This is a genomic window from Psychromonas sp. KJ10-10, assembly GCF_047323245.1.
Taxonomy (GTDB): Bacteria; Pseudomonadota; Gammaproteobacteria; order Enterobacterales; family Psychromonadaceae; genus Psychromonas.
In genome coordinates this window covers 691,147-706,849 of record NZ_CP178826.1, presented here as the reverse complement: position 1 = coordinate 706,849, position 15,703 = coordinate 691,147, and the positions used below count along the sequence as shown (strand labels likewise).

The 15,703-nt window shown below is 38.0% G+C and carries 18 protein-coding genes and 4 pseudogenes; 6 read left to right on the top strand and 16 right to left on the bottom strand.

From position 1 onward, the window contains the following. The first annotated feature begins 209 nt into the window (after positions 1 to 209). From ACLKMH_RS04215 to ACLKMH_RS04200, 4 genes are read left to right on the top strand one after another with little or no spacing between them, the layout of a single operon-like run. A complete protein-coding gene (locus ACLKMH_RS04215) occupies positions 210 to 389 on the top strand; it encodes a hypothetical protein (RefSeq protein WP_413700991.1) in 180 nt (59 codons plus the stop codon). Beyond that, the gene (locus ACLKMH_RS04210) at positions 343 to 585 is read left to right on the top strand and encodes a hypothetical protein (protein ID WP_413700990.1); all 243 of its coding nucleotides are present in this window, start codon (positions 343 to 345) and stop codon (positions 583 to 585) included. The genes ACLKMH_RS04215 and ACLKMH_RS04210 overlap by 47 nt, the downstream gene beginning before the upstream one ends. Further along, complete coding sequence (locus ACLKMH_RS04205; RefSeq protein WP_413700989.1) at positions 554 to 1,069, top strand: hypothetical protein; 516 nt, start codon at positions 554 to 556, stop codon at positions 1,067 to 1,069. Before ACLKMH_RS04210 ends, ACLKMH_RS04205 begins: the two co-directional genes overlap by 32 nt. Next, entirely contained in the window at positions 1,053 to 1,331 is a 279-nt protein-coding gene (locus tag ACLKMH_RS04200; RefSeq protein WP_413700988.1) for a peptidoglycan-binding domain-containing protein, read from the top strand. Before ACLKMH_RS04205 ends, ACLKMH_RS04200 begins: the two co-directional genes overlap by 17 nt. 64 nt (positions 1,332 to 1,395) lie before the next feature. Here ACLKMH_RS04200 and ACLKMH_RS04195 read toward each other — a convergent pair whose 3' ends face one another. The 3 genes and pseudogenes from ACLKMH_RS04195 to recG all read right to left on the bottom strand — a co-directional run bounded on the left by ACLKMH_RS04195 (position 1,396) and on the right by recG (position 4,746). Then, on the bottom strand, positions 1,396 to 2,400 hold the full coding sequence (locus ACLKMH_RS04195; RefSeq protein WP_413700987.1) for a hypothetical protein: 1,005 nt from the start codon (positions 2,398 to 2,400) through the stop codon (positions 1,396 to 1,398). Further along, positions 2,331 to 2,681, bottom strand: a complete 351-nt coding sequence (locus tag ACLKMH_RS04190) for a hypothetical protein (RefSeq protein ID WP_413700986.1) — start codon at positions 2,679 to 2,681, stop codon at positions 2,331 to 2,333. Before ACLKMH_RS04190 ends, ACLKMH_RS04195 begins: the two co-directional genes overlap by 70 nt. Next, positions 2,674 to 4,746: pseudogene (gene recG, locus ACLKMH_RS04185) on the bottom strand (ATP-dependent DNA helicase RecG). The gene ACLKMH_RS04190 and the pseudogene recG overlap by 8 nt, the downstream one beginning before the upstream one ends. A 116-nt stretch (positions 4,747 to 4,862) precedes the next feature. On the opposite strand from recG, the gene ACLKMH_RS04180 reads away from it, so the two are divergent. After that, positions 4,863 to 5,723, top strand: coding sequence for a phospholipase A (locus ACLKMH_RS04180; protein ID WP_413700985.1), 861 nt, complete (start codon positions 4,863 to 4,865; stop codon positions 5,721 to 5,723). Between the two features lie 6 nt (positions 5,724 to 5,729). Here the strand turns inward: ACLKMH_RS04180 and ACLKMH_RS04175 are convergent, their stop codons facing one another. The 6 genes and pseudogenes from ACLKMH_RS04175 to ACLKMH_RS04150 form a co-directional block, all read right to left on the bottom strand. Continuing rightward, complete coding sequence (locus ACLKMH_RS04175) at positions 5,730 to 6,377, bottom strand: DUF3482 domain-containing protein (RefSeq protein ID WP_413700984.1); 648 nt, start codon at positions 6,375 to 6,377, stop codon at positions 5,730 to 5,732. Then, positions 6,319 to 7,107, bottom strand: a complete 789-nt coding sequence (locus ACLKMH_RS04170; protein WP_413700983.1) for a DUF3482 domain-containing protein — start codon at positions 7,105 to 7,107, stop codon at positions 6,319 to 6,321. The genes ACLKMH_RS04175 and ACLKMH_RS04170 overlap by 59 nt, the downstream gene beginning before the upstream one ends. Beyond that, positions 7,100 to 8,128 (bottom strand): DUF2868 domain-containing protein, encoded by a 1,029-nt coding sequence (locus ACLKMH_RS04165; RefSeq protein WP_413700982.1) that lies wholly within the window; start codon positions 8,126 to 8,128, stop codon positions 7,100 to 7,102. Before ACLKMH_RS04165 ends, ACLKMH_RS04170 begins: the two co-directional genes overlap by 8 nt. Continuing rightward, on the bottom strand, positions 8,128 to 8,529 hold the full coding sequence (locus ACLKMH_RS04160; RefSeq protein ID WP_413700981.1) for a hypothetical protein: 402 nt from the start codon (positions 8,527 to 8,529) through the stop codon (positions 8,128 to 8,130). Before ACLKMH_RS04160 ends, ACLKMH_RS04165 begins: the two co-directional genes overlap by 1 nt. Before the next feature lie 9 nt (positions 8,530 to 8,538). Then, positions 8,539 to 9,238: pseudogene (gene trmH / locus ACLKMH_RS04155) on the bottom strand (tRNA (guanosine(18)-2'-O)-methyltransferase TrmH). Between the two features lie 178 nt (positions 9,239 to 9,416). Beyond that, positions 9,417 to 10,010, bottom strand: coding sequence for a superinfection exclusion B family protein (locus ACLKMH_RS04150; protein WP_413700980.1), 594 nt, complete (start codon positions 10,008 to 10,010; stop codon positions 9,417 to 9,419). Between the two features lie 83 nt (positions 10,011 to 10,093). Here ACLKMH_RS04150 and oxyR point away from each other — a divergent pair, with 83 nt between their 5' ends. Beyond that, complete coding sequence (gene oxyR / locus ACLKMH_RS04145) at positions 10,094 to 10,999, top strand: DNA-binding transcriptional regulator OxyR (protein WP_413700979.1); 906 nt, start codon at positions 10,094 to 10,096, stop codon at positions 10,997 to 10,999. Between the two features lie 245 nt (positions 11,000 to 11,244). On the opposite strand, the gene rplQ is transcribed toward oxyR, so the two are convergent. The 7 genes and pseudogenes from rplQ to secY all read right to left on the bottom strand — a co-directional run bounded on the left by rplQ (position 11,245) and on the right by secY (position 15,701). Further along, entirely contained in the window at positions 11,245 to 11,625 is a 381-nt protein-coding gene (gene rplQ / locus ACLKMH_RS04140) for a 50S ribosomal protein L17 (protein WP_413700978.1), read from the bottom strand. Positions 11,626 to 11,664: 39 nt separating this feature from the next. Next, on the bottom strand, positions 11,665 to 12,651 hold the full coding sequence (locus ACLKMH_RS04135; RefSeq protein ID WP_101080496.1) for a DNA-directed RNA polymerase subunit alpha: 987 nt from the start codon (positions 12,649 to 12,651) through the stop codon (positions 11,665 to 11,667). A 25-nt stretch (positions 12,652 to 12,676) separates the two neighbouring features. Then, positions 12,677 to 13,297 (bottom strand): 30S ribosomal protein S4, encoded by a 621-nt coding sequence (rpsD, locus tag ACLKMH_RS04130; RefSeq protein WP_413700977.1) that lies wholly within the window; start codon positions 13,295 to 13,297, stop codon positions 12,677 to 12,679. A 33-nt stretch (positions 13,298 to 13,330) separates the two neighbouring features. After that, a pseudogene (gene rpsK / locus ACLKMH_RS04125) lies at positions 13,331 to 13,722 on the bottom strand (30S ribosomal protein S11). 12 nt (positions 13,723 to 13,734) lie between these two features. Beyond that, positions 13,735 to 14,092 (bottom strand): annotated as a pseudogene (rpsM, locus tag ACLKMH_RS04120) (30S ribosomal protein S13). Positions 14,093 to 14,220: 128 nt separating this feature from the next. Beyond that, the gene (gene rpmJ, locus ACLKMH_RS04115) at positions 14,221 to 14,334 is read right to left on the bottom strand and encodes a 50S ribosomal protein L36 (RefSeq protein ID WP_011770886.1); all 114 of its coding nucleotides are present in this window, start codon (positions 14,332 to 14,334) and stop codon (positions 14,221 to 14,223) included. Between the two features lie 56 nt (positions 14,335 to 14,390). Then, positions 14,391 to 15,701: a preprotein translocase subunit SecY gene (gene secY / locus ACLKMH_RS04110; protein ID WP_413700976.1), complete on the bottom strand. Its 1,311-nt coding sequence runs from the start codon at positions 15,699 to 15,701 to the stop codon at positions 14,391 to 14,393. Positions 15,702 to 15,703 lie beyond the last annotated feature (2 nt).

The window sequence follows — 15,703 nt, the reverse complement described above, 5'->3', positions numbered from 1 at the left end:
TTTTGCTTTTTAAAACTAAAGCCACTAATCTTAAGGTGAGTAAGTTAAAACTTACGTGCAATAAATTTAGCAGAAAACATTGTCAACTTGATATTTTTTTTCACTTCTTAACGCTTTTTAGTTGTTATAACAAAGTGAAAGCTTGTCTTGTCAACGGACTGAAAAATAGAAGAAACATTTTAAAATTTATACCCCATTTGGAGAATACAATGTACGTAAAAAAATCACTTTTAACCACAGCGATTTTAGGCGCTGTTTTTGCAATGAGTGGTTGTGAAACCATTCCTGTCGACCAACATGAAAAAGAACTTTCTTCTCAAAAAAGCCAATACGAGCAACAAATTGCAAGCATTGCAATCACAACAGACAGCTCAACAATTAGAAGCTAAAGTCGCTTTACAAGCAAGTAATGATGCTAATAAAGTTAATGTAACTGAAGATCAGTTATTCCCACCTAATGCACAACTAGGTCATTGTTACTCACGTGTTCTAACACCAGCAACATTTAAAACAGTGACAGACAGAACATTAGTAAAACCGGAATCTGAAAAAATTGAAATTGTTGCAGACTACTTACAAAGATGAGACTGAAAGATTATTAGTAAAAGAAGAAAGTACTAAAATTATTGCAGTTCCAGCAACATATAAAACAGTGACAGAACAAGTCATGGTTAGACCGGCTCACGTTCACCTAAAAACAATGCCAGCAGAATACGAAACGATTACTGAACAAGTAATTGATAAACCAGCTCATACAGCATGGAAACGTGGTGCAGGCTTCCAAAGTAGTGCACTAGAAACTCGTATCGACAATGGTACTGGTGAAATAATGTGTTTAGTTGAAGTACCAGCGACTTATAAAACAATTACAAAGACGGTTCTAAAAACGCCAGAACGTACTGTTGAAGAGCAACATGAAGCTGAATATGAAACAGTAACCAAACGTGTTATCGATACAGCAACAACAACTAAAACAGTGGTTATTCCTGCTGAATATAAAACAGTTTCAGTACAACGCTTAGTAACGCCAGAACAAGTAAAACGTACACCGATTGCGAGCTGTTTATAAAGATGTTACTTCTTCAGAAAAAGTAACTGATGAGAAGCTAAAATGGGCAGAAGTGTTATGTGAAGATAACATGACGACAGAAACTATCGTTGAGTTTCAACAGCGTTTGACAAAAGCTGGTGTTTATAACGGCCCAATCGACGGTATCTACGGTCCTTTAACTGAACGTGCGACAAATGCTTATGCGAAAAGTAAGAACTTACCTACAGGTTCACGTTTAATTTCGCTAGAAACAGCTAAACATATTGGTTTAGATATCTAATTTAAAACCTTTAGGCTTGTTATAAAGTGCCCACATTAGTGGGCATTTTTTTATCTTTTATTTATTAACGTAACAAGCTTTGTAAAACTTGTTCTGTTTTTATAAGATCTCCTGATAAGGAAAACCCTTCTATAACAGCTTCTTGCCAGTCTAATTGAGAAAATGAGATTGAAAAATCGGCTCCTTGTTTCCTTTCTGCACTAGTACTCCAAAGCTCACCATCTTTTATTACTTGAAAGTCATTAACTTTCAAATCTGCTGACTTTAGTGTTAGAGGCAAAACTTCGGCTTCACTTATTAAGCTGATATTTTGCAAATTCATTTGCTCAATAACAAAGGATTCAATAGGCATTTTATTTTGCTCTGTTTCTAAATTAGATTGTTTATCAAACTTGGGAAAATTGGCAATTAAAACATGCATATCTTGTGCATTTAAGGCATTAAGCTGAATGCTTTCAATTTTTAAATCAGGTTTAGGCAACCAATTAATAGCAAATAAGGCCTCTGCTTGGGCTGATAAATGACCAGAGAAAGTATTAAGGGAAAAATCTTTTAACCTTAATCTATTGTTATCAAATGTGCTTTTTATTACTAAGGAATCCAATAAGAAAGGCGAATATTCTATATGCTCTAATTGTACACCAGCAATACTAACATCTAACTCTGCTTGGCGTTTTAACAGACTTACTTTGGAGGATAAGTTAATATCTTGAAGTGCTACATTTAAGCTTTCCTCATTAAATTCAAGATCACCTATATGAGTGACCATATCAACTTTTTCTGGCAAGGTAATAAGTTGCTTATTATCAATCACTAGTACATCTTGCAAATCAACTCTGGTATCTTTTATCAATAATTTTTTCTGCAAATGGTGAATGGTTGCATTCATATCTGTCATTTCAATAACTGATAAGTGTAATTTTTGCCATGCTAAATTCCCACTTTCAACGGCTTCATTTTGCTCTTGCTGGAGATATGAGGAATTATTCTCTGCTACAGTTAACGGTGTTTTAATATCAAGCTCAACCCCTTTAAATGAAGCTTTTTTATCATTAACTGACGTGACCATAAGTCTAAATTTTCTATCTCGACATCCAGCCTATTAATATAAACAATACGCATATCTTGTTGATATAAAGATAAACCAACAACGGAAAGCTTATTCTCAGTTAACCAATTATTTTCGAGCATTTCAAAGCGAACATCATAACCTGTGGTTAACTTAAGTTGCTCACTGATCCACTTTGAATAATCATTGATATTAAAAAGGTAGATAAAACAACTAATACACACAACAATAAAACACAATGCGCTAAAAACAATGATAAAAAATCGCTTCATTTTATGCATGTGCATAGTGCTCTTTTTCACCTAACCAACGCGCTGTTAATGCAGGTATCAATTGTGGCTGTTCAGTTATAATTCTTTGAGCGAGTTGTAACGCAACAGGAACCATTGCCTGATCTCTGAGTAAATCGGCAATTTTAAATTGTGCAACCCCAGTCTGCTTAGTACCTAATACTTCGCCTGGCCCACGAATTAATAGGTCTTGCTCAGAAATATAAAAACCATCATTACTTTCACGTAAAATTTGTAAACGTTTTTTTGCAGTTAATGACAGTGGATTTTTATAAAGTAATACACAGTGACTAGCAACACTTCCTCGGCCAACTCGTCCACGCAATTGATGTAATTGAGAAAGCCCTAATCTCTCCGGATTTTCTATGATCATAAGGCTCGCATTTGGCACATCTACTCCCACCTCTATGACAGTGGTTGCTACTAATAGGTTTAATTCACCTGATTTAAAAGCATCCATAACATATTGCTTTTCTTCTGCTTTCATTCTTCCGTGAACAAGGCCAATATGTAAATCAGGCAAACTTAGTTGTAAGTTATTTGCTGTATCCTCTGCGACTTTGGCATTCTAATGCCTCCGACTCTTCAATTAAGGTACACACCCAGTACACCTGTCTGCCCTCATTTTTGCAGGATTGATATACTCGTTGAATAATATCATCACGACGGTCTTCGGACAGTGCAACGGTTTGTACCGCTGTTCTTCCAGGCGGTAACTCATCAATAATAGAAACCTTTAAATCTGCGTAGGCTGTCATTGCTAAAGTACGTGGGATAGGTGTTGCTGTCATGGTTAACTGATGTGGTGCAAACCCTGTCGAAAAACCTTTCTCTCTTAATGCTAAACGCTGATGCACACCAAAACGATGTTGCTCATCAACAATAATAAGCGCTAAATTATTAAAAATAACATTATCGGAGAATAAGGCATGGGTACCCACTATCATTTTTGAAAGACCAAGTTGTATATCTTCCGTTTGAGAGCGTTTCTCTTTTGCTTTCAATTTCCCTGAAAGCATACCAACACGAATACCAAGTGGCTCAAACCACTTTTGAAAATTAATTAAGTGTTGCTCGGCTAATAATTCCGTAGGGGCCATTAAGGCCACTTGAAAGCCCGCTTCAATAACACTCAAAGCGACTAAAGCGACCACTAAGGTTTTACCTGAGCCAACATCGCCTTGCACTAAGCGCATCATAGGATGTGCACTTTGTAGATCTGCTTGGATCTCTTTCGCTACTCTTTGTTGCGCATTAGTTGGTTGAAAACCTAAATTATCTAACAACTGTTGCTTTAACACCCCTCTCCCTTAAGCACAATCGCATCCTGTGATTGTGCCTGAGCACGCATTGCTAGCATGCTAAGTTGTTGTGCAATGAGCTCTTCAATAACTAAACGTTGCTGTGCAGGATGGGTTTTATTTTCTAACTGCTCAGTGTTTGCATCGGGAGGTGGTTGATGAAGATAAAATAAAGCATCCTGTAAGCTAATAGGATGACTTAACAGTTGTGTCGGTAATAACTCATCAATACTATTTTGCTGAAGCATATCGATGGCTTGTAAGGCTAATTTACGAATACTATTTTGTTTTAACCCTTCAGTCATAGGGTAAATTGGAGTTAACTTTTCTTCAGCTTGAGATTGCTCTCTTTGTTTAATTAAGCTGTACTCTGGGTGAGTGATTTCAAAACCTTGATAACCACGTTTAAATTCTCCAAAGCACTTAATTAATTGTCCTTCTCTAAAACTATTTTTTTGTGATGCATTGAAATGAAAAAAATTAAGTGTCACCGACCCGGTTTCATCACCTATCAGGCATTTTAAAATACGGCGTTTTCCCATTTGCACATTACAACTGATAACGCTTCCTTGCACGCTCACTTGCATACCGTCTTTTAATTCACCAATAGGATATATACGTGTTCTATCTTGATAATGTAAAGGCAGGTGGAAAAGCAAATCAGCAACACTAAAAAGGCCAAGCTTCTCTAAACGCTCACACATCTTAATACCAACACCATTTAATGCGCTTAAGGGTACTTTTTCTAATTTCATTTCTAGCCCTAACTGGTTACACTGACTTATACCCGTTATCATTTAGGTTGAAAAATTCAGCACCTTAATTGGTAACGGACATCTTACACTTTACACTGTTTAGCAAGGTTAAATAAATGCGTTTATTAATATCCATCACGATTTTTATCTTTAGTTGCATTACTCAAGCAGAAGAAACAGCGATTGATCAGCGCATTCAGGAAGAGAAAGAATTACAAGATCTTAGCTTTTCACTCATTCCACATAAACCAAATTATCTACTCCCTTTTGTTTTTAATGAAAAAATATCGTCCTATGATATTTACCCTGAAAATGAAAGTGGTGAAAATGAGATGCAGGATTTAGAAGTAGAATTTCAAATTAGCTTTAAAATTCCAATTGTTATAGGCATAGCTGATTTACCGATTTCTGTGTATTTTGGTTATACGCAAATGTCATTTTGGCAGGCCTACAATACCGATAATTCATCACCCTTTCGTGAAACCAATTATGAGCCAGAACTTTTTGCGACTTGGCAACTAGATAAACCCCTGCTAGCAGGCTGGGAGTTTAAGTTTGCTTCTGCAGGGTTTACCCATCAGTCAAATGGCCGTACTGAGCCCTTATCACGCAGTTGGAACCGGTTAAATGCAGACTTTGTCTTCGAGAATGGTAATTTCGTCGTATCCCTTAATCCTTGGATGCGTTTTAGTGAAGATGAAAGTGAAGATAATAACCCCGATTTAATTGATTATTATGGTCATGGAAAGGTAACTCTTGCTTACAAGCTTGCAGAGCATACCTTTAGCTTAATAAGTAGAAACAATCTAGAAAGTGGCTTTAGTAAAGGCTCTGTAAGAGCCTCATGGAGTTTTCCATTACATAATAAAGTGAGAGGTTATTTTCAAATATTTAGTGGTTATGGCAATAGTTTGCTCGAATATAACGAATATACCAATACTGTTGGTATCGGTATTTCCTTAACTGATTGGTTGTAATCAATGTTAATTATCTGCGTGCATATCATCCGCTAATTGCTTTAACAAAAGCTCACGTTTATCAGAGTTACCCTGATAACTTTTATTTAATGAAGACCATTCTGGATGTGAGCGCAACTGGCTCAAATATCTACCCCAATCTTGGGGTAGATTATCAGCACTTAATGAAGTACTCGCTTGCAGTTCAATTTTATTGAAGCTTGCATGACCTCGTTGTTGTAACGTCATTAATAAGGTTAACTGTCTAAGCCACAATACCTGTAGAGTCGCATCATCAACACAGAGGTAACGTTTGCCTCTAATTTTCGCTTCTATTTCATCGTAATAGCGCTGTTTAACGCCCCACAATGCACCAACAAGGCCACCACTTAAAGCTACCGCACCTAAAGTAATTCCTCCAACGGCAACATCAATAGCAACACCAATACCTGCTCCTTTCGCAATATGGCCACCTAGATCGATACCAAAGGCTTGCAAGTTATCGCTAGAAAATAAATCTAATTCCCAGTTTCCTTGGCGTACGGGTAATTCACTGTCTTGTAAATCTGACTGACGAAATTGATAAAGCTGTAGTAACTGTTTTACACAACGATTTTCAGCTTGGCGTACTGATTGTCTGTAATAAAAGCGTTTTTTGACTAATTGCAGATTCATTATTTTCTGCTTGATATCGCACACAGCTGGCTTCAATAAATAAATTTGCAACCAACTTTTTTGCGCTATTAAAAGTCTCATTCCATTGCAACTCGCGAAGCTTAATTAAATCCTCTAAAAATGCCTCTTTATCCGCTAGCATAGTTTGCATCTTTTTATAAATTTTCAATTCGTCGGAAAATTTAAAGTGCACATTATCAAAACTAACATAGGCATGAAAATTAAGGCGCGCTAGTTGGTTTTTCCAAGCTTGACTATTTTCTTCATCAACTTGAGTAAAATTAAGCACGGGAATAATGGGCTTAGCGGCATAACTTAGAATTTTAAGTTCATCTTGATATTTGCCTAATATTGGCTCACGTAAATCTATCACATAAAAAATAAGATCATTATTCAGTAGCGCACGCAGTACTTTTGCTTCCTGCTGTAGATCTGGGTAATCACTCAAATGACTAATAAAATATTGTAGGCGTTCTATGCCATCAACTTTTTCATTTGCAAAGAAGTCACTGAGGATAGATAACAAGGCAATCGAGTCTTCTAATCCTGGTGTATCAAATAACGCTAAGCGTTTTGTTTCATCGATTAATAACGCACCGCCTTCAACATGGCGAGTTGTACCAGCTTGATCAGCAACTTCACCAAAGTCACTATCACGAAGCAAGGTACGCATAAGTGACGTTTTTCCGGCATTTGCATGACCCACAACGGCAACCGATAAATCACTCATGTTTTATATCTCCAACTTCGATATGAATAATATTATCTAATTCAATACCAACATTTTTAGCTAATTGATACCAGTCATTATCACGTTGTTGATGATGCTCATTTTCTATAATCATAAATAACTTAAATTGCGCAGTTGATAGAGAGGTTAATTCACTGATAAAGCGTTTCAAACCTCTATCGGGTAAACGACTCATAGAAACGTAAAGCGCTATTTCGTGACCTTTATGATCAGCCAGAGCACTTATGGCAGATTGCTGAGATTGACGATCACAGGCATTAATCAATTCAGAAACAAACTCTGAACCTTGCACTTGTAAATGTTGTTTTGCAAAATCCAATTGAACTAGCGACAGCTCAATTGCAATAGGATAATGCTCAGTGGTTAAAAAATCATTTTCAGAAGACAAATGTACTGGCTGTGTTTGGTGTTTAACAAGTTTTTCTTCATTGTCTGGATCAGTGACTCCTAACACGGTTTTGTTGGGTTTCAATATTTGTCTTAAACGCACATAATAAGCATCACTCAAATCAAGCTGATAAGTCGCCTTCTTCTTTTTTAAACTTTGACTCATAACTAGAAACAAAGCGAGCCTTGGTAATAAGCCATATAAAAACAAACTACTAATTAACAAACTTGACCAAGCTAAACGTCTATCTTCAGCATCAAGTAGATTATCAGTGAGTACATTGCTTTGTTGGATCTGTTCTATAGACGGAACCGATAAACCTAATTGTTGTGGTAAATAAGCTAACAAGTTGGTCAGTGCTTCAAAAGCCTCTGAGGACAATATGCTGGTTTGCCAAATGAAATCAACTTGATGTGTGGCAAGCATAACAACAGACATTAATGTCGCCCCAATAAAATAACTTAACCATAATAAGTGCGTTAATTTCGAAAGCTGATGACGCCCTAATACTTTGCCAAAATAGATATTAAAATAACACAGGAATAAAGGTTGATAATCTGTTTTCTGGGTTAAATGTTTATTAAAAAGACGCTCGAACTGCTTTAATATCATTAAAAAAATCGAGCAAGACCACTGTTTTGTATCACTGCGGGACGTATAAAAAACAACAACCAAACTATTAACATTGCTATATTAGGTATAAAAAATAATGCAAATGCCCAAAAGAAATTAACTGAATTAGAAGGCTCTGCAAACAAAACATTACGAACTGCAAAAGCACCTAGAAAAAAGGTAAATATAGATAACAACCAAAAAATATTAGCACTAATTTTTTTAAAATGAGCAAATAAGGTTTCGATGTTTAAACGTTGTTGATGATTTTGGGCGCGTTCAATTAAAAGGGATTCAAAGGTTTTATCTCCATTGACTTTAATACCTTGTGGCAAAGTTAATGAATTAGCCTCAGTAACGCGTAACCCTTCAACTAATAAACGAGCCTCAAATAGTTTCAATCTAGTATCCTACTTTTTAGTTTTACTAGAACGAATAGCTTCCCACCACTCATCGCTTGCATTAATTTGCCCTTCATCATCTAATGGAGGATAGGGTAAATTCTTCTCTTTACATAATTTAGTAAAAATCGGATGACCACCCTCAAATAGAATACGGTGAACTTCTTCATCTGGTAAACGTGCCTCACCATTATACATACCTGCTAATTCACGCTGACGTTGAGCTTCATATAAGATTAAAGCTGATGCGACTGATACATTTAGGGATTGACACATACCAACCATGGGAATAATCACATCTTGATCCGCTAAGGCTAACGCTTCATCACTAATACCTGTTTTTTCCTGTCCTAAGATAACAGCTGTTGGAATGGAGTAATCAACCTCTCTAAAATCAATAGCAGTATCCGATAAGTTAGTAGCAATAATCTGCATACCTTTTTCACGTAATGCTTGAATTGCCTCTACAGTAGAATCATGAGAATGAACCGTTACCCAGTTTCTGACTACCCGTTGCGCTTTTATTACCTGCCAACTTCATCTTTTTATCTTCCCATGTAGCATGCACATCACTCACACCGACTGCATCTGCAGTACGTACAATAGCGACTAAATTATGAGGTTTATGAACACGCTCTAAGAATACAGTTAATTCGGGTTGGCGATGAGCAAGCATACTGGTAATACGAGTAAAGCGTTCAGGTGACATATTAACTCTCTAAAATTTACAAAAAAGCTATTATAAGATATTGCTGTTACCAATCAAAATGCTTTTATCAGTCACTAATCCAAACTGCAAAGCAAGTGGATAATAACGGAAATAAAAAGAGGCATTGCGCCTCTTAATTGAATATTTTTATTGATAAACAGGAGAGCTAATTAAAGGTTTAATCTCGAAGAGGGATATAGTTACTGCGAGCATAATCCGGTCGGGCTGATTTTAATTGATTAGCTTCTTCTTCCGTCAATTTTCCAACAGGTAAGCCAAGCACTTTATGAGTTAACTGCTCTCGTGCATCAACTGCGATAGAAAGCTTGATAATACGTGCGTCGCCTTTAATCTCTTGAGTTTCCTGTGCAGGCACTAAAACACCTGATTTTAACAAATTACTGACAGCTAGTTCACGCATTGGTAAAGCTAGAACGTTTTTACGTTGGATAATAAACTCACGTAAAACAGCCTTTTCTTCAAAATCTAAACGTCTGATCATCATATTTCTTGAGATTGCTTCTCGGCGACGTGTCAATTCTTCTTTAAAATAACTGAATATCCAGTTGATAAAGTGTGTTATAAAAAATGTACTGGTTAATAATGCGATAACCCAAACATATGGGGTGTATAATTGAGACCATTCAGCGGTACCAGAGAATTGTACGATAGAAACAGGGATAACTAATAGAGTTGCACAGACGATACACATCCAAGCGATGATTAGTGTAATCCCCTGTTGCTCTTTTACACGTTGAATTAATTGCATCATAATAAGCTCCTCGCCAAAAAATTGTTGTGACAAATCAGGTAAAGCAATTGCTATGCCACAATACTTGATACAGGAAAGATAAAATGAACTTTAGAGATTTAGAATACTTGATCGCACTTGAAGAGCTGAAACACTTTCGTAAAGTCGCTGAAAAATGCTTTGTCAGCCAACCAACTCTAAGTGGACAAATCCGTAAACTCGAAGAAGAATTAAATGTTCAACTAATGGAACGCTCTTCTCGTAAAGTTATCTTTACACAAGCTGGCTTAGATATTGTGAGCAAAGCAAAAACAATTTTAATGGAGGCTAAAGCACTTAAAGAAATTGCAAAAAGCCATAATGAACCCATGCAAGGCACGTTACATATCGGGCTTATTCCTACTGTTGCACCTTATTTGTTGCCGCTTATTATTCCAACAATGAAAAAACATTTCCCTGACTTAGAGTTATATCTGCACGAAGGTCAAACCGACGTGTTAATAAAACAACTAGAGGAAGGCGAATTAGATTGCTTGATGCTTGCACTCTTACCAGGGATGGAAGGGTTACTACAATACACACTTTATAATGAACCTTTGGAGCTTGCACTTTCAGAGATGCACCCTTGGGCGAATAAAGAATCGGTAGAAATCGATCAACTTTCAGGCGAACATTTATTAATGTTAGAAGATGGTCATTGTTTACGTGATCAGGCAATGGGATTTTGTTTTGCCGCAGGCGCTATTGAAGATAATAGTTTTAAAGCAACCAGCCTAGAAACTTTACGCCATATGATTAGTGCTGACAATGGACTGACACTTTTGCCACAATTGGCAATTCCTGAATCTCGAAATCAAGCAGGCATTAAATACATACGCTTTAAAGCCCCAATTCCAAGTAGAACAATTGGTCTAGTTTGCCGTAATAATAGTGTTCGTAAAGTATGTTTTGAAGAATTATCAAAACTTATCAGTAAAACGGTTGAAGTTAGATTAAAGCAATATGAATAGCTCGAAGGCTGGAAAGCTAGATAGCTGGAAAGCTCGAAAGCTGGAAAGCTCGAAAGCTGGAAAGCTGGAAAGCTGGAAAGCTGGAAAGCTGGAAAGCTTAAAGTCATAAAGCCTTATAGCCATATAGCCATATAGCCATATAGCCATATAGCCATATAGCCTTATAGCCTTATAGCCTAAATTCTTTTTTAGATACAAAAAAGCCGAACATAAGTTCGGCTTTTTTAATGTAGTTTAAAAGAGGCTTACGCTTCTTCGTCTGCTACTACTGGACGGTCAACAAACTCGATGTAAGCCATTGGAGCTTTATCACCAGTACGTAAACCACATTTAATGATACGTGTGTAACCACCAGGGCGACCCTCGTAACGAGGACCCAATTCATTAAATAATTTAGCTACTACAGCGTTATCACGCGTGCGAGCAAAAGCTAAACGACGATTAGCAACGCTATCCGTTTTAGCAAGTGTAATTAAAGGTTCAACTACACGGCGAAGTTCTTTTGCTTTTGGTAAAGTAGTTTTAATTACTTCATGTTCTACAATTGAACTTGCCATATTGCGAAACATAGCCTGACGATGGCTACTGTTTCGGTTAAGTTGACGTCCACTATGACGATGACGCATGACTTAATCCTTATTATTCGTTATTCGATGATTACTATATTAATCTTCGATTAGGCTTGCTGGTGGCCAGTTTTCTAGGCGCATACCTAGAGATAGTCCACGTGAAGCAAGAACATCTTTGATCTCAGTTAGAGACTTCTTACCTAAGTTAGGTGTTTTAAGAAGTTCAACTTCAGTACGTTGTACCAGATCACCGATATAGTGAATCGTTTCTGCTTTCAAACAATTAGCAGAACGAACCGTTAGCTCTAAATCATCTACTGGGCGCAAAAGAATCGGATCAAACTCAGGTTTATCATCTTCAACAACTGGCGTACTTGCTTCACGTAAATCAACAAATGCGTCTAATTGCTCAGCTAGAATTGTAGCTGCGCGACGAATTGCTTCTTCAGGATCAAGTGTACCATCCGTTTCCATATCGATAACGAGTTTGTCTAAATCAGTGCGTTGTTCAACACGAGCTGATTCAACACTGTAAGCAATACGCTCAACAGGGCTGAAAGTCGCATCTACTAATAGACGACCAATTGGACGCTCATCTTCTTCAGTATGAATACGTGATGAAGCTGGAACATATCCGCGACCTGATTCAATTTTAATACGCATGCTGATTTCAGCATTGCCCGTTAAATGACAGATCACATGTTCTGGGTTGACTATCTCTACATCACCATCATGGATGATGTCGCCTGCAGTAACAGGACCAGCGCCAGATTTAGTTAAACTAACTAGAACTTCGTTTTTACCTTCAAGCTTAACCGCTAGACCTTTTAGGTTAAGAAGAATCTCAAGAATATCTTCTTGCACGCCTTCTTTGGTGCTGTACTCATGTTGTACACCATCAATTTCAACTTCCGTTACCGCTGTGCCAGGCATAGACGATAATAAGATGCGGCGAAGTGCGTTCCCTAGAGTGTGGCCGAAACCACGCTCAAGTGGCTCTAAAGTCACTTTTGCTCTAGTTGCGTTGACTTGTTCAATATCAACTAACCTTGGTTTTAGAAAATCAATTACAGAACCCTGCATTTGTGTCCTCTCTTAGCAGTTAACTTTACTTAGAGTAAAGTTCGATGATTAACTGTTCGTTAATCTCAGCAGATAAATCTGAACGTTCAGGTTGACGAGTAAATGCGCCTTCCATCTTCGTTGTATCAACACTCACCCAACCAAGGGCTTCACGTTGACCAGCTATCTCAAGTGCGGCGCCAATACGTGCTTGCTTTTTAGCTTTTTCACGAATTGAAACAACATCACCTGCTTTCACATTGAAAGATGGGATGTTTACAACTGTACCGTTTACCATTAGCGCTTTATGGCTAACTAATTGACGTGCTTCAGCGCGAGTAGCACCAAAACCCATACGGTATACAACATTGTCTAAACGACCTTCAAGAAGTTGAAGTAAGTTTTCACCAGTGTTGCCCTGTAGACGAGTCGCTTCTTTGTAGTAGTTACGGAATTGCTTTTCAAGTACACCGTACATACGACGAACTTTTTGCTTTTCACGTAATTGTAAACCGTAGTCAGATAGACGAGGTTTACGTGCACCATGTACACCAGGTGCATTATCGATTTTACACTTAGAATCGATCGCACGAACACCAGATTTAAGAAATAAATCTGTGCCTTCGCGACGGCTAAGCTTAAGCTTAGGACCTAAATATCTTGCCATTGTTCTTTCTCCAATTGCCTTAGAAAGTTGCGATTAAACGCGACGTTTCTTCGGTGGACGACAACCATTATGTGGGATTGGTGTAACGTCAGTAATATTAGTTACACGGAAACCCGTCGCGTTTAGTGCGCGAATCGAAGATTCACGACCAGGTCCTGGTCCATTTACAAAAACTTCTACGTTTTTAAGACCGTACTCTTTCGTCGCTTCAGCAAGCACGTTCTGCGACAACCTGTGCAGCGGAACGGAGTAGATTTACGAGAACCACGGAAACCAGAACCACCTGCAGTAGCCCAAGAAAGAGCATTACCTTGACGGTCTGTAATAGTTACGATTGTGTTGTTGAAAGACGCATGGATATGAGCCATACCATCAGCGACTTGCTTTTTAACGCGCTTGCGAGCACGAGTTGGAGTCTTAGCCATTATCTCTTACCCTTATTTCTTAATTGCTTTGCGCGGACCTTTACGAGTACGAGCATTCGTTTTAGAACGCTGTCCACGTACAGGCAAGTCGCGACGGTGACGAAGACCACGGTAACAACCAAGGTCCATAAGACGCTTGATGTTCATAGATACTTCACGACGTAAATCACCTTCAACGGTGAAATTAGCTACTTCTGTACGAATAGCTTCGATTTGTGATTCTTCCAGATCGCTAAGCTTTGTTGATTCAGCAAAACCAGTAGCGAGCACAGATTTTTTGTGCGCTTGTTTTACCAATACCAAAGATTGCAGTTAAAGCAACTACAACATGCTTATGATCAGGAACGTTAATGCCAGCGATACGGGCCACTATGCACTCCTTAAATTAATAGTTCATTTGCGAAAAGCCCGGTAGGATACTCTACAAATGAGGATTTATCAAACAAAAAATAGCTTAGGTAGATAATCTACCTAAGCAATATATATCCAAAATCTAAATTAGCCTTGGCGCTGTTTATGCTTTGGCTCTACACAGATAACTCGCACCACACCGTGGCGTTTGATAACTTTGCAGTTACGACAGATTTTTTTAACGGATGCACGAACTTTCATTGCAACACTCCGTAGTTAGTATAACTTTTCCAGATTAGGCTACTTGCCGTAATCCTTTAAGTTAGCTTTTTCAAGACAGAATCATATTGATTAGACATCAAATGAGTCTGGACCTGTGCCATAAAGTCCATAATAACAACAACGATAATTAATAACGAAGTACCACCGAAGTAGAACTGCGTATTCATTGCTACCATCATAAACTCGGGAATCAAACAGATAAAGGTAATATATAACGCGCCAGCTAAAGTCAGGCGAGTCATTACTTTATCAATGTAACGAGACGTTTGTTCTCCGGGACGTATACCTGGAATAAAGGCACCGCTTTTCTTCAAGTTATCAGCCGTTTCACGTGGGTTAAACGTTAGCGCTGTATAAAAGAAGCAAAAGAAGATAATAGCAATCGCATATAACATCATATGCAACGGTTGCCCTGGCTGTAACGCCAAAGAAACGTCGGTTAACCAACCTAAACCTTCAGTCTGACCAAACCAGGCGCCGATTGTACCAGGAAATAAGATAACACTCGAGGCAAAAATTGCAGGTATTACACCAGCCATATTTAATTTTAATGGCAAGTGAGTACTTTGCGCGACAAAAACCTTACGGCCCTGTTGACGTTTTGCGTAGTTAACAACGATACGTCGTTGACCACGTTCTACAAATACTACAAAAGCAGTCGTTGCAAATACAATCACAGTTAATGCTAATAACACTAGAAGATGAATTTCACCTTGACGTGCTTGCTCAGCTGTTTGCCCGATTGCACTTGGCAACCCAGCAATAATACCTATAAAGATAATGATAGAAATACCATTACCGATACCGCGTTCAGTAATTTGCTCACCTAGCCACATAAGGAACATTGTTCCTGTTACTAAGCTCACAACTGCCGTGATATAAAATGCCATACCTGGATTTTCAACCAGACCTGGCATCATCGATGGCAAACCGGTAGCAATACCAATTGCTTGAAACGTACCTAAAACCAAAGTACCGTAACGTGTATATTGATTTATTTTACGACGACCTGACTCACCTTCTTTCTTTAGCTCTGCTAAAGGAGGGTGAACAACAGTCATCAACTGGATAATAATAGAAGCCGAAATATACGGCATAATACCCAGTGCAAATATTGATGCACGTTCAAGTGCACCACCAGAGAACATGTTAAACATTTCTATGATGGTACCCTTCTGCTGATTAAATAGATCAGCTAGGACAGCGGCGTCAATACCAGGAATCGGAACAAAAGAGCCCATACGGAACACTAATATCGCACCTAAAACAAACAAAAGTCTTGTTTTAAGCTCGCTTAAATTACTGCCCTGAACTGCTTTAGGGTCTAACCCTGGTTTCTTAGCCATTA

Bases quoted from the DNA above. Each gene is read 5' to 3' on its own strand.
- ACLKMH_RS04215 (WP_413700991.1), top strand. From the start codon at position 210: ATGTACGTAAAAAAATCACTTTTAACCACAGCGATTTTAGGCGCTGTT.
- ACLKMH_RS04195 (WP_413700987.1), bottom strand. From the start codon at position 2,400: ATGGTCACGTCAGTTAATGATAAAAAAGCTTCATTTAAAGGGGTTGAG.
- ACLKMH_RS04190 (WP_413700986.1), bottom strand. From the start codon at position 2,681: ATGCATAAAATGAAGCGATTTTTTATCATTGTTTTTAGCGCATTGTGT.
- ACLKMH_RS04180 (WP_413700985.1), top strand. From the start codon at position 4,863: ATGCGTTTATTAATATCCATCACGATTTTTATCTTTAGTTGCATTACT.
- ACLKMH_RS04175 (WP_413700984.1), bottom strand. From the start codon at position 6,377: ATGAATCTGCAATTAGTCAAAAAACGCTTTTATTACAGACAATCAGTA.
- ACLKMH_RS04170 (WP_413700983.1), bottom strand. From the start codon at position 7,107: ATGAGTGATTTATCGGTTGCCGTTGTGGGTCATGCAAATGCCGGAAAA.
- ACLKMH_RS04165 (WP_413700982.1), bottom strand. From the start codon at position 8,128: ATGATATTAAAGCAGTTCGAGCGTCTTTTTAATAAACATTTAACCCAG.
- ACLKMH_RS04150 (WP_413700980.1), bottom strand. From the start codon at position 10,010: ATGATGCAATTAATTCAACGTGTAAAAGAGCAACAGGGGATTACACTA.
- oxyR (WP_413700979.1), top strand. From the start codon at position 10,094: ATGAACTTTAGAGATTTAGAATACTTGATCGCACTTGAAGAGCTGAAA.
- rplQ (WP_413700978.1), bottom strand. From the start codon at position 11,625: ATGCGTCATCGTCATAGTGGACGTCAACTTAACCGAAACAGTAGCCAT.
- ACLKMH_RS04135 (WP_101080496.1), bottom strand. From the start codon at position 12,651: ATGCAGGGTTCTGTAATTGATTTTCTAAAACCAAGGTTAGTTGATATT.
- rpsD (WP_413700977.1), bottom strand. From the start codon at position 13,297: ATGGCAAGATATTTAGGTCCTAAGCTTAAGCTTAGCCGTCGCGAAGGC.
- rpmJ (WP_011770886.1), bottom strand. From the start codon at position 14,334: ATGAAAGTTCGTGCATCCGTTAAAAAAATCTGTCGTAACTGCAAAGTT.
- secY (WP_413700976.1), bottom strand. From the start codon at position 15,701: ATGGCTAAGAAACCAGGGTTAGACCCTAAAGCAGTTCAGGGCAGTAAT.